The sequence below is a fragment of the Streptomyces sp. NPDC001351 genome, from assembly GCF_042896045.1.
Taxonomy (GTDB): Bacteria; Actinomycetota; Actinomycetes; order Streptomycetales; family Streptomycetaceae; genus Streptomyces.
Genome location: NZ_JBIAWS010000001.1, coordinates 1,004,027 through 1,018,201, shown reverse-complemented (window position 1 = coordinate 1,018,201; position 14,175 = coordinate 1,004,027). Strand labels below are relative to the sequence as shown.

Annotated in this window: 11 protein-coding genes; 3 read left to right on the top strand and 8 right to left on the bottom strand. The window is 70.4% G+C overall.

Going from position 1 to position 14,175, the window contains the following annotated elements:
* Nucleotides 1-10: 10 nt before the first annotated feature.
* From ACFY1U_RS04655 to ACFY1U_RS04635, 5 genes are all read right to left on the bottom strand, one after another.
* Nucleotides 11-850, bottom strand: coding sequence for a carbohydrate ABC transporter permease (locus tag ACFY1U_RS04655; protein ID WP_390692659.1), 840 nt, complete (start codon nucleotides 848-850; stop codon nucleotides 11-13).
* The gene (locus tag ACFY1U_RS04650) at nucleotides 847-2,208 is read right to left on the bottom strand and encodes a carbohydrate ABC transporter permease (protein ID WP_390692658.1); all 1,362 of its coding nucleotides are present in this window, start codon (nucleotides 2,206-2,208) and stop codon (nucleotides 847-849) included. Before ACFY1U_RS04650 ends, ACFY1U_RS04655 begins: the two co-directional genes overlap by 4 nt.
* A 6-nt stretch (nucleotides 2,209-2,214) precedes the next feature.
* On the bottom strand, nucleotides 2,215-3,543 hold the full coding sequence (locus ACFY1U_RS04645; protein WP_390692657.1) for an ABC transporter substrate-binding protein: 1,329 nt from the start codon (nucleotides 3,541-3,543) through the stop codon (nucleotides 2,215-2,217).
* Nucleotides 3,544-3,606: 63 nt separating this feature from the next.
* Nucleotides 3,607-5,232: a glycoside hydrolase family 13 protein gene (locus tag ACFY1U_RS04640; protein WP_390692656.1), complete on the bottom strand. Its 1,626-nt coding sequence runs from the start codon at nucleotides 5,230-5,232 to the stop codon at nucleotides 3,607-3,609.
* A 135-nt stretch (nucleotides 5,233-5,367) separates the two neighbouring features.
* The gene (locus tag ACFY1U_RS04635) at nucleotides 5,368-6,639 is read right to left on the bottom strand and encodes an ABC transporter substrate-binding protein (RefSeq protein WP_390692655.1); all 1,272 of its coding nucleotides are present in this window, start codon (nucleotides 6,637-6,639) and stop codon (nucleotides 5,368-5,370) included.
* Between the two features lie 121 nt (nucleotides 6,640-6,760).
* Between ACFY1U_RS04635 and ACFY1U_RS04630 the strand changes: the two genes are divergently transcribed.
* From ACFY1U_RS04630 to ACFY1U_RS04620, 3 genes are read left to right on the top strand one after another with little or no spacing between them, the layout of a single operon-like run.
* The gene (locus ACFY1U_RS04630) at nucleotides 6,761-7,276 is read left to right on the top strand and encodes a PadR family transcriptional regulator (protein WP_030933343.1); all 516 of its coding nucleotides are present in this window, start codon (nucleotides 6,761-6,763) and stop codon (nucleotides 7,274-7,276) included.
* A complete protein-coding gene (locus tag ACFY1U_RS04625) occupies nucleotides 7,273-8,025 on the top strand; it encodes an ABC transporter ATP-binding protein (protein WP_390692654.1) in 753 nt (250 codons plus the stop codon). Before ACFY1U_RS04630 ends, ACFY1U_RS04625 begins: the two co-directional genes overlap by 4 nt.
* Nucleotides 8,026-8,064: 39 nt before the next feature.
* Nucleotides 8,065-10,458, top strand: a complete 2,394-nt coding sequence (locus ACFY1U_RS04620; protein WP_390692653.1) for an ABC transporter permease — start codon at nucleotides 8,065-8,067, stop codon at nucleotides 10,456-10,458.
* A gap of 105 nt (nucleotides 10,459-10,563) precedes the next feature.
* Here ACFY1U_RS04620 and pgi read toward each other — a convergent pair whose 3' ends face one another.
* The 3 genes from pgi to ACFY1U_RS04605 form a co-directional block, all read right to left on the bottom strand.
* The gene (gene pgi, locus ACFY1U_RS04615) at nucleotides 10,564-12,219 is read right to left on the bottom strand and encodes a glucose-6-phosphate isomerase (protein WP_390692652.1); all 1,656 of its coding nucleotides are present in this window, start codon (nucleotides 12,217-12,219) and stop codon (nucleotides 10,564-10,566) included.
* Nucleotides 12,220-12,275: 56 nt separating this feature from the next.
* A complete protein-coding gene (locus ACFY1U_RS04610) occupies nucleotides 12,276-13,544 on the bottom strand; it encodes an MFS transporter (protein WP_390692651.1) in 1,269 nt (422 codons plus the stop codon).
* 132 nt (nucleotides 13,545-13,676) lie between these two features.
* Nucleotides 13,677-14,012 carry an RNA polymerase-binding protein RbpA gene (locus tag ACFY1U_RS04605; protein WP_003976875.1) on the bottom strand — a complete coding sequence of 112 codons (336 nt, stop codon included), beginning with the start codon at nucleotides 14,010-14,012 and terminating at the stop codon, nucleotides 13,677-13,679.
* Nucleotides 14,013-14,175 lie beyond the last annotated feature (163 nt).

Here is a 14,175-nt window from a genome sequence, read left to right as displayed (position 1 = left end):
CCCGGCCTCCTCACTTCACGGACCCCGCCATAACCCCCTGCACAAAGTGCTTCTGGAACGCGAAGAACACCACCACCGGCACCACCAGCGACACAAACGCCCCCGGCGCCAGCACATCGATGTTGCTCCCGAACTGCCGTATCTGCGACTGAAGCTGCACAGTCAACGGCTGCGACGAACTGTCCGCGAACAACAGCGCCACCAGCATGTCGTTCCACACCCACAGGAACTGGAAGATCGCCAGCGAGGCGATCGCCGGCCGCCCCACCGGCAGCACCAGCCGCGTGAAGATCCGCCACTCGCTCCCGCCGTCCATACGAGCGGCCTCCAGCATCTCCTTCGGCATCTCGGCGAAGTAGTTCCTCAGCAGGAACACCGCGAACGGCAGCCCGTAGGCCACATGGAACAGCACGACCCCCGGAATCGTCCCGAACAGCCCCAGCTGACCGAAGAGTTTGGCCACCGGCAGCAGCCCGATCTGCACCGGCACCACCAGCAGGGCCACCACGACCAGGAAGACGGCCTCCCGCCCGGGGAAGTCCAGCCAGGCGAAGGCATATCCGGCCAGCGCCGCCAGCACCACGACCAGCACGGTCGCCGGCACGGAGATCAGCACCGTGTTCCAGAAGGCCTGCGTCATCCCGGAGTTCTTCAGCAGCGCCGAGTAGTTGTCGAAGGACAGCTGGCCGGGGCTGGTGAACACCTTCCACCAGCCACTGCTCGCCGAGTCCTGACTGGACCGCAGCGACGACAGGAACAGCCCCGCCAGCGGTGTGACCCACACCAGACCGATCACCACCAGGAAAGCCTGCACAAGCCCATTGCCCAGGCCGCGCCTGACCGCGTTCATCGCTGACTCCTCCGGAAACGACGGACGTTGAAGACCATGGCGGGGACCACGAGCAGCAGGAGCAGCACACCCAGCGCACTGCCGAGCCCCTGGTTGTTGCCGCCGCCGAAGGACACCAGCCACATCTGGGTGGCGAGCACGGTCGCGTCCTCCTGCACCGGCCCGGGCGCGATGATGTAGACGAGGTCGAAGACCTTCATCACGTTGATCACGAGGGTCACGAAGACGACCGTGAGCACCGGCGCCAGCAGCGGCACCGTGATCCGCCGGAAGATCTGCCACTCGTTCGCGCCGTCCATCCGCGCCGCCTCCAGCGCATCGCGCGGCAGCGTCGCGAGCCCGGCGCCGATCAGGACCATCGCGAACCCGGTCCAGATCCACAGATACGCCCCGATGATCGCCGGCGTGACGAGCATCGGCCCGAGCCAGGAGACGCCCTGGTACGGCTGCGCGAAGTTCGACGCGGGCAGCTCCACCGTGTACGAGCCGGACTTCAGCCCCGAGAAGCGGAAGGAGCCGTCAGCGGCAGTCGTCGTGCTCCCGGCCGTCGTCCCGTCGTCCCGCACCGCCTCGACCTTCATCTCCGGCAGCCCGCTCTCCCGCGGGTCGACCTGGCCCTGCTTCCCGCCCCCGCCGGGGGTGAAGTCCAGGTAGACGACCCCGCTCACCTCGTCGGCCGCGGCCTTGCGGTGGGCGGCGCCGTACGCGGGCTCGGCACCGCCCGGCAGGTCCTTCGGGGCGACGCCGACGAGCCCGAGCGCCACCGACTGCCCCGGGGACACGCTCCCGCTCGTCCTGTACGAGCCGTCCGGCTCCGCCTTCAGCCCCTGGCCCACCCGGGCCCGCGCCGTCGGGTACTCCGAGGCGCCCTTGAAGGCGTCGTGCACCGAGACCACGGCCGCGTTCAGCACCCCCTTGTTCGGGTCCTCGTCGTAGGCGAGCCGGAAGATGATGCCCGCCGCCAGGAAGGACACGGCCATCGGCATGAACAGCAGGAGCTTGAAGGCCGTCGCCCAGCGGACCTTCTCCACCAGTACGGCGAGGATGAGGCCGAGGCCGGTCAGCAGCGCGGGCGCCACGACGACCCAGATGGCCGTGTTCCGTACGGCTTTGAGGGTCGCCGGGTCCCGGAACATCTCGGTGTAGTTCTCGCCGCCCACGAAGCGCGTCCCGGACGCGTCGAAGAAGCTGCGGCCGACCGAGAACAGCACGGGGTACACGACGAGCGCGCCCAGCAGGAGCAGCGCCGGGAAGACGAAGAGCAGGGCGATGAGCCGGGCCCGGCGGCGGGAGCGCCGGGCCCGCTCGACGCCCGCGACCGGGGGCGGACTTGCCTCTTTCACCAGAGTCGCGGTCATGGCGCGTCAGCCCTTGTAGGCCTTGGCCGCCGCGGCCTCCAGCTGTGCCGCGGTGCCCTTCGGGTTCGACGGGTCGCTCAGGAAGTCCTGGAGCAGCTTCCACTCCCCCGCGCCCTTCGTGCCGCCGAACGCCGCAGGCGCCTGGTCGGACATGTCGAAGCGGACCGAATCACCGGCCGAGACAAGGGACTTGGCGGTGGCGCGGGTGACGTCGTCGCCGTAGGAGTCGAGAGACAGCTTCTTGTTCGGGGACAGGAAGCCGCCCGCCTTCGCCCATACGGCCGCCGCCTCCGGGGTGGCCAGGTACTCCAGGAGCTTCATGCCGGCCGTGGCGTTCTTGCCGTCCTTGAGGACGACGGCCGCGTCACCGCCGCTGACCACCGGGGCCTTGCCGCCGTCGACCGCGGGGAAGGGGAAGAAGTTCGCGTCCGTGCCGATGGTCTTGCCGAACTGGTCGTGGGCGACCCCGGCGACGAAGTCGCCCTCGTAGACCATGCCGGCCTCGGGCTTGGGTCCGAAGACCTTCTCCACCGAGCCCGGGAAGTCGGTGTTGAGGGCCTCCTTCTGACCGCCCGCTATCAGCTGCTTGTCCTTGAACAGCTTGCCGAGGGTGCCGAGCGCCTTGATCACCGAGGCGTCGGTCCACTTCAGCTTGTGGGCGGCCAGGGCGTCGTACTTCTCGGGACCGGCCTGCGAGAGGTAGATGTTCTCGAACCAGTCGGTGAGGGTCCAGCCGTCCTGCCCGGCGACCGAGAAGGCGGCGAGCCCGGAGTCGGAGACGGTGTGCCCGGCCTTCAGCATCTCGTCGTACGTCTTCGGCGGCTTGACGCCCGCCTGGGTGAGGGCGGCGGGGCTGTACCAGACCGTCGACTTGTGGGCGGCCTTGAAGTAGAGGCCGTAGAGGCGGCCGTCGACGCTGCCGTACTTCTTCCAGACGGGGGCGTAGCCCGTGTCCACGGCCTTCTCGGTGGTGGCGGACAGGGGCTTGAGCCAGCCCTTCTTGGCGAACTGCTGCAACACTCCGACCTGCGGGACCATCACCACGTCGGGCGCGTTGCCGCCTTCGATCTTGCTGCCGACGACGGTGGAGACGTTGTCGCCGGTGGAGATGAACTGGGTCTTGGCGCCGGTCTTCGCGCTGAAGGCGTCGAGCACCTTCTGGAAGTTCTTCTGCTCGCTGCCGGTCCAGACGCCGGCCACGGTGACCGTCTGCCCGCTGAGCGCCTTGTCGCCGCCGCCCGCGGAGACCGGTCCGCCGCCTCCGCAGGCGGTCGCGCCGAGGGAGAGGGCGAGGGCGGTGCAGCTCGCGAGCAGGGTCGTGCGTCGTCGCATCATCGTTGATGTCCCTTCAAAGGGTGGAGAACTGACGAACAATCAGGGGTGATGGGGCAGTGATGGTCAGAGGTCGTTGATCCACCAGGCCGCCGTCGAACCGGGCAGCACCCCGGCCGTGCAGGGGCCGCTGGAGAGCAGCGGGGTGCCGGAGACCGGTGCGGGCATGGGCGCCGTACCGAAGTTGACGGCGCAGACGAGGCCGTCGCCGCGGATGAAGGCGAGGACGCCGGGCGGGGTCTCCAGCCAGTCGAGCGTTCCCTCACCCAACTGGGGCAGTGCGGCCCGCAGTTGGAGGCCGTCGCGGTACAGGTGCCAGAAGGAGCGGGTGTCGGCCAGGGCGCGGTCGGTGGCGTACTCGGCGAAGTAGGACGGCTGCGGCAGCCACGGCCGCGCGCTTTCGGCGCCGGAGGTGAAGCCGAAGGGCGAGGCCTGTCCGGACCACGGCAGCGGCACCCGGCAGCCGTCGCGGATGCGGGCGCGGCTACCGGTGCGGCGGAAGATCGGGTCGGTGAGCACGTCGTCGGGCAGGTCGACGACCTCGGGCAGGCCCAGTTCCTCGCCCTGGTAGATGTACGCGGCTCCGGGCAGCGCCAGCATCAGCAGCGCGGCAGCGCGGGCGCGGGCGGTGCCCAGGCCGCTGCCCTCAGGGGCGGGTTCGCCGTAGCGGGTGACGGTGCGGACCTGGTCGTGGTTGTTGAGGACCCAGGTGACCGTGGAGCCCGTGCCGGCTATGTCCTGCATGGCCTCGGTGATGACCTTGCGGAAGGCGTCGGCGTTCCAGGGGGCGCTGAGCAGGTCGAAGAAGAAGGCCTGGTGCAGTTCGTCGGGGCGGACGTACTGCGCGTGTTCGCGGGCGGTCGGCACCGACACCTCGCCGACCAGCAGCCGCTCACGGCCGTCGCGTGCCGTGTACTCCTCGCACACCGCCCGCCAGTGCCGCCACACGTCGTGCACCTCGGGCTGGTTCCAGGCGAGCGGGTTGACGGAGTCGCGGGTGCGGGCGTCGGCCTCGGGGTCGTCGGAGTCGGGCAGTTCGGGGTGCTTGTAGAGGCCGGCCGCCACGTCGATGCGGAAGCCGTCGATGCCCCGGTCGAGCCAGAAGCGCAGGATCCGGTCGAACTCGGCGCCGGTGGCGGGGTTGCGCCAGTTCCAGTCGGGCTGCTCGGGCGCGAACATGTGCAGGTACCACTGGCCGGGGCGGCCGTCCGGCTCGGTCACCCGGGTCCAGGCGGGGCCGCCGAACATGGAGTGCCAGTTGTTGGGCGGCTCCGAGCCGTCGACGCCGCGGCCGTCGGCGAAGTGGAAGCGGGCGCGGGCCGCGCTGCCGGGCTTCGAGGCGAGCGCCTCCTGGAACCACGGGTGCTCGCTGGAGCAGTGGTTGGGCACGACGTCCAGCAGCACCTTGACGCCGAGCTTCCGGGCGGACGCCATCAGCAGGTCGAACTCGGCGAGGTCGCCGAAGAGCGGGTCGACGTCGCAGTAGTCGGCCACGTCGTAGCCGTGGTCGTGCTGCGGGGACGGATAGAAGGGGCTCAGCCAGATCCCGTCGACGCCCAGCTTCTTCAGATACGGCAGTCCGGCGCGGACCCCGGCCAGATCGCCGATGCCGTCTCCGGTGCTGTCCAGGAAGCTGCGGACATACACCTGGTAGATCACCGCGTCACGCCACCAGCGGTACTTACTCAACATGCATGCATGTTAGGTAGGCGTGTCGTGAGGGTGTCAATGAAAGAAACAGAAGCTACTGCTGAGTTGGCATGGCAAAAGCGGACTTACAGGGGCATCCTGCGGCCAGATGAGACTTCCGCGTTACTTAACAAGTAACTAGCGGCTGGAGACGGCAGCCAGCTCCCGCGCCAGCCTCTGCACCGCCGCGGCCGGTGTCTCGTGGCCGGTCATCGCGTCGTGCACGACCGCCTGCACAACCAGGCTGACCTGGTCGTAGCGCGGGCTCTTGGGGCGCGGCGCGGCATGCAGGACGCTCGTGCGCAGGGTCGGCAGATACGGGAACCGCCGTATCAGCTCGGGATCTTCGTACAGCGCGGCCCGTACGGGCGGCAGCGCGCCGCGGGTGAGGACCTGGCGCTGGACGGGCTCGCCGGTGAGGTACGCGAGCAGGCGCGCGGCGGAGTCGGGGTGCCGGGTGTGCGTGTTGACGGCCAGGTTGGAGCCGCCGAGGACGCTTCTGCCGGGTCCGTCAGGGCCGGGCAGCGGTACGGCGCCGATTTTGCCGGCGACCGGGGAGCCCTTGGCCGAGGCGCCGACATAGGCGTAGGGCCAGTTGCGCAGGAAGAGCAGACGGCCGTCCTGGAAGGCCTGTTTGGACTCTTCTTCCTTGTAGGTGAGCGCCTTCTTCGGGATCCAGCCCTCGCGTACGCCCCGGGCGAGGAAGCCGATGCCCTCGCGTGCGGCGGCCGAGTCGACGGTGACGCGTGCGCCCTCGTCGCCGAGGATGCTGCCGCCCGCGGAGTAGACGGCCTCGGCGGCGTTGACGGTGAGGCCCTCGTACGGGAGGAACTGCCCCGCGTAGCCGTCGAGTCCGTACTTCGGCGCGATCGTCTTCGCGTCGTACTCCAGCTCGGCCCAGGTGCGCGGCGGCGGGACGCCCTCCTTGGCGAGGATGTCCTTGCGGTAGAGGAGCAGTCCGGCGTTGGTGACGTACGGGACGGCGTACAGATGATTGTCGTAGGTCGCCGTGTCGACGACCGGCTTCAGGAAGCCCTTCATCGGGAAGCGGTCGCGGGGCAGCGGCCGTATCCAGCCCGCGGCCGCGAACTCCGAGGTCCAGCTGACGTCGATGTTGAGGACGTCGAACCGGCTGCGGTCCCCGCCGCGCAGGTCGGTGACCATCTGCGCATGGGTCTCGTCGGCGGAGTCGGGAAGCTCGACGAGGGTGACCTTCTCGCCGGGGTGAGTGCGGTTCCAGCCCTGGAGGAGGGGATCGAGGTAGTTGGTGAGGTCTCCGGCCGTGGCGAGCGTCAAGGGCCCGCGGCCGCCCGCCGTGCCCTCCTCGGCGCGCGCGCCCGAGGTGACGTACCCGGCCATGACCACGACGAGAACGAGGAGGCCCCTACCCGCGGCATGGATCCACCGCATAGGTTCCTCCCTGTACACCGGCGCCGGGCATCTTCGCCCGGAGTCAGAGGCCATGTATACCTGTTAGGTATGCGCGATACTAGGGCCTGGAGCACATTCCGAGGACAGGAGGACAGCACGAGTGCGCCTGCCCCTCCTGGCACTCCTGGCACGCGGTCCGGCCCACGGCTACGAGCTCAAACAGGACCTTGAGCAACTGCTGGGCTCCGCGTACCCTCAGCCGAACGTCGGCCAGATCTACGTAACCCTCGGTCGCCTCGAGAAGCAAGGCCTGATCGAGGGCGAGGACGTCGAGCAGTCGAGCCGGCCCAACAAAAAGGTCTACCACCTCACCGACACCGGGCGGGAGGCGCTGCGCGCCTGGTTCGAGGAGCCGGAGGACGAGCCGCGGGTGCGGGACGAGTTCTTCATGAAGCTGGCGCTCGCTCCGCAGACCGGTCTCGCCGAGCAGATCGCCCTGATCAACAAGCAGCGGCGCCAGTACCTCAACACCATGCGCGACCTGTCGAAGCTGGCCGCCGCCGAAGACCGCGACAACCGCATCGCCCATCTGCTGATCGAGGGCGCGATGCTGCACCTGCAGGCCGACCTCGACTGGCTGGAGAGGTGCCAGGAAGAGCTGGAGGAGCTGGAGTGAGCGACAGTCCCGCTCCCGTGCTGTACGCAGAAGGCCTGGTCAAGACGCACTACGGCGAGGGCGCGCCGGCGCATGCCGTGCGCGGGGTCGACCTGTGCGTCCGGCAGGGCGAGTTCGTGGCCGTCACCGGTCCCTCCGGGGCCGGAAAGTCGACCTTGCTGCATCTGCTGGGCGGGCTGCAGCGGCCGGACGGCGGCAGCATCCGGCTGGACGGTGAGCGCACGGACGCGTGGAGCGAGGCACGCTGGGCGGTGGAGCGCAGGAAGCGGATCGGGATCGTCTTCCAGTTCTTCAACCTCGTCTCCAATCTGTCGGTTTCCGACAACGTGGAGCTGCCGGCACTGCTCGCGGGGGTCGCTCCGAAGCAGGCGCGGGCCGAGCGGGAGCAGCTGCTCGGCGAACTGGGGCTGGACGGCAAGGAGCGGAGCATGCCGGGCGAGCTGTCCGGCGGCGAGCAGCAGCGGGTCGCGCTGGCCCGCGCCCTGGTCAACCACCCTCCCCTCCTCCTGGCCGACGAACCCGCGGGCAGCCTGGACAGCAAGGGCACCCGTGAGGTGATGCGGCTGCTGTCCCGCTTCCACCAGCGCGGCCAGACGATCGTGCTGGTCACCCATGACGCCCGGCTGGCGAGCGCCGCGGACCGTGTGATCAGCTTCTTCGACGGCCGGATCGCCGACGACGCCGAGCTGGACGGCACCGGGGCGTCCCGCCGCAGCGGGATATCCGGGGTGCTGGAGCTCAGGGACTGACATGCGGGTGTACGACGATCCCCGGAAGGCCTGAGCCGTATGCGAGCAACTCTGCGCTGGGCGCACTCCGATCTGCGCACACACCGCGGCGAGGCGCTGTTCCTGGTCCTCGCCACCGCCGGGATCGTCGTGTCGCTGCTGCTGGCCACGGCTCTGTTCGGGTACGCCACCAACCCCTGGCAGCGGATCTTCACCCAGGAGCGCGGCGCGCACGTCTGGATCCACACGGGCAGGTCCGCCCAGGTGGGAAAGCTGACCGGCCTGGACGGTGTGGAGTCCGTCGCCGGCCCCTACCCCACCGCCGTCGCCACCCTCGCCTCACGCGGCACCCGCGCCTCGGTCGAACTGCGCGCCACTGCCGAGCGCCCCACCGTCGGCCGTCCGCTGCTCACCGCAGGCCACTGGCTGAACCCGGCCACCCCCGACGGCGTGGTCCTGGAGAGCCGCCTCGCCCGCGCCCTGCTCGCCGAGCCGGGCGACACGCTCACCCTGCCGGGTACGGCCCGGACGGTGACCGTCGTGGGCGTGGCCGACAGCGCGGAGCCCCGCTACCGCGCGAACGAGCAGCCGGGCCTGGTCTGGGCCCTCCCCTCCGCGGTGCCCCACCCCACCGGCCAGGTCATCGGTCTGCGCCTGACGGATCCCGAGGACACGGACTACGCCGTCCAGCGCGCCGTCACCGCCCTCGGCGCGGGCGCCATCGGCGAGGTCTCCACCTGGCAGCAGGCCCGCGCCGAGGCACAGGGCGACAACCGGCTCCTTGGCCAGGTCCTGGGCCTGTTCGGCCTGGGCGCACTGGTCGCCGCGGGTCTCGCCGTCCACGGCGCGATAGCCACCCGCATCCGCGGTCACCTGCGCGACATCTCGGTACTGAAGGCGATCGGCTTCACCCCGGCCCAGGTCGTCCGCGTGTTCCTGTTCCAGCACATCGCCTACGCCGTCCTCGGCGCCGCGGCCGCGGCAACGCTCACCCAGTCCCTGGGCAGCCGCTTCCCCGGCCGCCTCGGAGACGCCCTCGGCGTATGGCAGGGCCTGCCCGGCCACACCCCGACCCTCGTCGCCATCCCGGCGGGCGCCGTCCTCTTCATCGGCGCAACGACGGCCCTCGCAGCCTGGCGAGCGGGCCGCGTACCACCGGTCCCGGCGGCCCGACCTGCGAGCACGGGCGGCAGAGGCCTGGGCCTGGCCCGTCGGGCACTGGGCCTGGAAGCCGCAGCCCCACCGCCACCCGGCGCTCCCGCCCGCCGCACCACGAGCCTGCAGCAGATCACACCCTCCGGCGGGCATCTCTCCGGCCTGGCCCGACGGGCGCTGGGGCTGGGGGTGCCGCCCGCTTTGGTGCTGGGCTGGCACACTGCCTCGGTCCGTCGGCTGCGGTCCCTGGCCACCGTGGCCCGGCTGGCCCTGCCGCTGTTGCTGATCGTCGTGGCGATGAGTGCCTGGACCACCATCGACCGCTTCCACAGCAGGCCCGAGCAGATCGGGCTGCCGGCCGCACTCACCGTCCACGCCGACGCGGGTCTGAGCGACCGGGACGCCCGTGCCCTGCTGCAGCGCGACCCGCAGGTCGCCGCCGTCTACCCGGGTGTCGAGGTCGCCGCCCTGGTGCCGGGCCAGACGGCCACGATCGCCCTGCGCGGTCTCGGCACCAGCCACAACCCCTACCCGTACACCCTGGCCGAGGGCCGGCCCGCCCGCGGCAGCGACGAGGCGGTGGCCGGGCAGGGGCTCCTGGACCTGCTGGACGTCCGCGTCGGCGACTGGGTGCGGATGACGGTCGGCGACCAGCCGCAGATCCTGCACATCGTGGGCCGCAGCATCGAACCGGAGAACGCCGGCCGGGTCATCTCCACCTCCCTCGACACCCTCCGCGAGAACGACCCGCGCCTCACTCCCACCCTCTACCAGCTCCGCCTGCGCCCCGGATCCGACCCGCACGCGGTCGCCGGCCGACTGGCCGCCGCCGGACACGGCCGGCTCGACGTGCACGCCGTCACCAACCCGGCCGACGGGCTCTCCCCCCTGCGCTCGGTCGTCCTCGGCCTGATCGCCGTCCTGGCTCTCATCGGGCTCGTCGAACTGCTCACCGCGATCGGCGGTACCGTCCGCGAGGGCGAACGCGATCTGCTCGCCCTCAAGGCCATCGGTCTGTCCCCGCGCCAGATCACCGCGATCACCGTCACGGCCACCGGCTGCACCGCCCTGGCCGCCGTCCTCCTCGGTACGGCCCTGGGCACTCCGCTCGCGCACTGGCTCATCAACTCCCAGGGCAGGTCCAGCGGCATCGGCGCCGGGATCGCCCAGAACCCGCCGCCGGTCCTGCTCGTGCTCCTCGCCGCCGCCGCGGTGCTCGGCGCGGCCGCACTCGCCGCCCTCCCGGCGGCACGCGCGGCAAGACGACGGCTCGCGGACACCCTCAGCGCGGTGGCCTGACGCTGAAGGCTGCACCTCAACTGCCCTGGGTTTTCCCGCGAGTTGCACGGCGCCGGAAAGCGAACGGTCAGGCACCGCTCGCTTCCCCCAGCCGTAGCGGCAGCGCTACGCCCGCCCCCGCAGCTCCCGGTACTTGGCGACCAGCGCCTTGCTGGACTCGTCCAGGCCCGCCACCTCAGCTCCCTCAGTCAGTGCGGGCTCGACCCGCTTGGCCAGTACCTTGCCGAGCTCGACGCCCCACTGGTCGAAGGAGTCGATGTTCCACACCGCACCCTGCACGAACACCTTGTGCTCGTACAGCGCGACCAACTGACCCAGCACGGACGGCGTCAGCTCGCGCGCCAGGATCGTCGTCGTCGGGTGATTGCCCTTGAACGTCTTGTGCGCCACCAGCTCCTCCGGCACGCCCTCGGCCCGCACTTCGTCCGGTGTCTTGCCGAAGGCGAGGGCCTGCGTCTGCGCGAAGAAGTTCGCCATCAGCAGGTCGTGCTGCGCCTTGAGCCCCTCGCTCAGCTCGGCCACCGGTTCGGCGAACCCGATGAAATCGGCCGGGATCAGCTTTGTGCCCTGATGGATCAGCTGGTAGTAGGCGTGCTGTCCGTTGGTGCCCGGCGTGCCCCACACCACCGGCCCCGTCTGCCACTCCACCTCCCGCCCGTCCCGGCCCACGTACTTGCCGTTGGACTCCATGTCCAGCTGCTGCAGATAGGCGGTGAACCTGGAGAGGTAGTGGCTGTACGGCAGCACCGCATGCGACTGGGCGTCATGGAAGTTGCCGTACCAGATGCCCAACAGGCCCAGCAGCAAGGGCACGTTGGACTCGGCGGGCGCCGACCTGAAGTGCTCGTCCACCAGCCGGAACCCGTCGAGCATCTCCCGGAAGCGATCCGGGCCGATGGCGATCATCAGCGCCAGCCCGATCGCTGAGTCATACGAGTACCGGCCGCCGACCCAGTCCCAGAACTCGAACATGTTGGCCGTGTCGATGCCGAACTCCGACACCTTCCCGGCGTTCGTCGACAGCGCCACGAAGTGCCGGGCGACGGCCTCCTGACCGGCTTTCAGCTCACCGAGCAGCCACTCCCGCGCCGAGGTCGCGTTCGTGATCGTCTCGATGGTGGTGAAGGTCTTGGAGGCGATGACGAACAGGGTCTCCGCCGCGTCCAGATCACGGATCGCCTCGTGCAGGTCGGCGCCGTCGACGTTCGACACGAAGCGGACCGTGAGATCGCGGTCGGTGTAGCTGCGCAGCACCTCGTAGGCCATCGCCGGGCCCAGGTCGGAGCCGCCGATACCGATGTTGACGACGTTCTTGATGCGCTTGCCGGTGTGGCCCGTCCAGGCACCGGAGCGGACCCGCTCGGCGAACTCGGCCATCTTGTCGAGCACGGCGTGCACACCCGGGACGACGTTCTCCCCGTCGACCTCGACCACCGCCTCGCGCGGGGCGCGCAGCGCGGTGTGCAGTACGGCGCGGTTCTCGGTCGTGTTGATCTTCTCGCCGCGGAACATGGCGTCCCGCAGTCCGAACACGTCGGTGGCGGCGGCCAGCTCGCGCAGCAGCCGCAGGGTCTCGTCGGTGACGAGGTGCTTGGAGTAGTCGATGTACAGGTCGCCGACCTGGAGTGTGTACCCGGCGCCGCGTCCCGGGTCGGCGGCGAACAGGTCCCGCAGCCGCACTTCGCCGAGCTCCTCACGGTGCTTGGCCAGCGCGGTCCACTCGGGCGTCTGGTTGAGCCTGTTACGGACGTCTGCGTTCATTTCGGACTTCAGCCTTCTTTCCTGCCGTGCCCCGCTGCCGGTCCCAACCTAGTTGATCAGCGCGTGACATGGGCCGTCGTGGTGTCGCCGTGCGGCGCATCCACAGGTACGTCCGGCTTGCGGGCGGGTATCAGCGCGAGGACCGACAGGACGAAGAAGGCGGCGGTGAGCAGGGGCGGTGTGTTCGGGCCCCAGGCGGTGGCGACCGCGCCGCCGAGCAGGGCGCCCAGCGGAGCCCCGGCGACGGCCAGGGTACGGAAGGCGGAGCTGACCCGGCCGAGCAGGTCGGCGGGGGTGCGCTGCTGCATCAGTGTGGTCGTGTTGACGTTCCACACCATTCCCATGAAGCCGAACACGGCGAGTGCCGCCGCCGTCGCGGTCAGGCTGGGCACGCTGCCCATGACGACGAGGGCGGCTATCTGTACGAGGCCTGCGAGCAGTACGGCCCGCATGGACCCGAGGCGGGTGGTGAGCTGCCGGTTCACGACTCCCCCGGCCAGGCCGCCGACCGTGTAGGCGGTGGTCGCCACCGCGTATCCGGCGGTGCCCGCGTCCAGCCGGCGGGTGACCAGGACGACCAGGGTGGCGATGAGAGCGCCCATGCCGATGTTGCACAGCGCGGTCGCGGCGCACAGCCCGCGCAGGGCCCGGTCGCGCCACAGGGTCCGCAGCCCCTCCGCGATCTCCCGGCGCAGTGTGCTGCCCGCCCGCTTCGGCCCGCGCTCCGGTGCGGCGGTGCGCAGCGAGGCGACCAGCGCGGCGGCCACCAGGAACGTACCCGCGTCGGCCATGAAGGGGACGGCGGCTCCGGCGGCCAGCAGCAGCGGCACCGCCGGTGCCCCTATCAGGCCGCCCGCGATCTGCTGTCCCGTCATCAGCCGGGCATTGGCACTGCCGAGCGCCTCCTGATCCACCAGGACGGGCAGCAGGGCCGTGGAAGCGTTGTCGAAGAGCGTCTGGAGGGTGGTCAGCACGAAGGCCAGCACGATGAGCAGCGCGATCGAGGCATGGCCGAGCGCGACGGCCACGGCGAAGGCGGCGACGAGCAGTCCTCGAAGCGCATCCACCGTCCACATGGCGCGCCGCTGGTCCACCCGGTCCGCGACCGCGCCGCCGAGCAGTCCGAAGACGATCCAGGGCAGATAGCCGCAGGCTGTCACGGACGCGATGAGCAGGGGGCTGTCGGTCAGGGAAGCGGCGAGCAGGGGCAGTGCCGCACCTCGCAGCGCGTCTCCGAACCGGGACACCACCGCGGCCGTCCACAGCCGCCCGAATCCCCCGCGCCACGCGGGCGCAGGGCTGCCCGCCTCCTCGACCGTCGCCACAACTCCCCCTCACGATCTGCCGATGCACAAACCGTAGAGGGCAGCACTGACAATCGGTCCTCAGGCGGCCGGGGGCCGGGTACGAAACAGCTCCGGCCAGGCACCCCTCGGTGCCCGGCCGGCTCTCAACTCCTAGATCTCGCCCCGCAGTTTGGCGAGCGCCTCGGCGAGGATCGCCTCGCCGTCCGCGTCACTGCGCCGCTCCCTGACGTACGCGAGGTGCGTCTTGTAGGGCTCGGTGCGCGGCGGGTCCGGCGGGTTGTCCCGGTCCTGTCCGGCGGGGAAGCCGCAGCGCGGGCAGTCCCAGGTCTCGGGAACCTGCGCGTCGCTGGCGAAGCTGGGCTGCGTCTCGTGCCCGTTCGAGCACCAGAAGGAGATGCGCAGACGCGGCGCGGACTCGCCGCGCTCGGCCTCGCCCATCGGCCCCGCCCCGACCCGGCTTCCTCGGATCGCGTTGCCACTTGCCACGGTCGTAACTCCCTGCGTGATGGTGCCGCGAAGCGAGTCGGCGTTTCGCTTCGTTGCGAGCGCCTCAGTCTACGTAAGGCCCAACGCGCGTCCAGTGATTGGAGTTACACCCCCCACACCTAGACGCAAGCCCCATGATAGGCCGCGCTCAGCTGCGCGTACC

Coding starts and splice junctions, on each gene's coding strand:
- ACFY1U_RS04655 (WP_390692659.1), bottom strand. CDS start 850: ATGAACGCGGTCAGGCGCGGCCTGGGCAATGGGCTTGTGCAGGCTTTC.
- ACFY1U_RS04650 (WP_390692658.1), bottom strand. CDS start 2,208: ATGACCGCGACTCTGGTGAAAGAGGCAAGTCCGCCCCCGGTCGCGGGC.
- ACFY1U_RS04645 (WP_390692657.1), bottom strand. CDS start 3,543: ATGATGCGACGACGCACGACCCTGCTCGCGAGCTGCACCGCCCTCGCC.
- ACFY1U_RS04640 (WP_390692656.1), bottom strand. CDS start 5,232: ATGTTGAGTAAGTACCGCTGGTGGCGTGACGCGGTGATCTACCAGGTG.
- ACFY1U_RS04635 (WP_390692655.1), bottom strand. CDS start 6,639: ATGCGGTGGATCCATGCCGCGGGTAGGGGCCTCCTCGTTCTCGTCGTG.
- ACFY1U_RS04620 (WP_390692653.1), top strand. CDS start 8,065: ATGCGAGCAACTCTGCGCTGGGCGCACTCCGATCTGCGCACACACCGC.
- pgi (WP_390692652.1), bottom strand. CDS start 12,219: ATGAACGCAGACGTCCGTAACAGGCTCAACCAGACGCCCGAGTGGACC.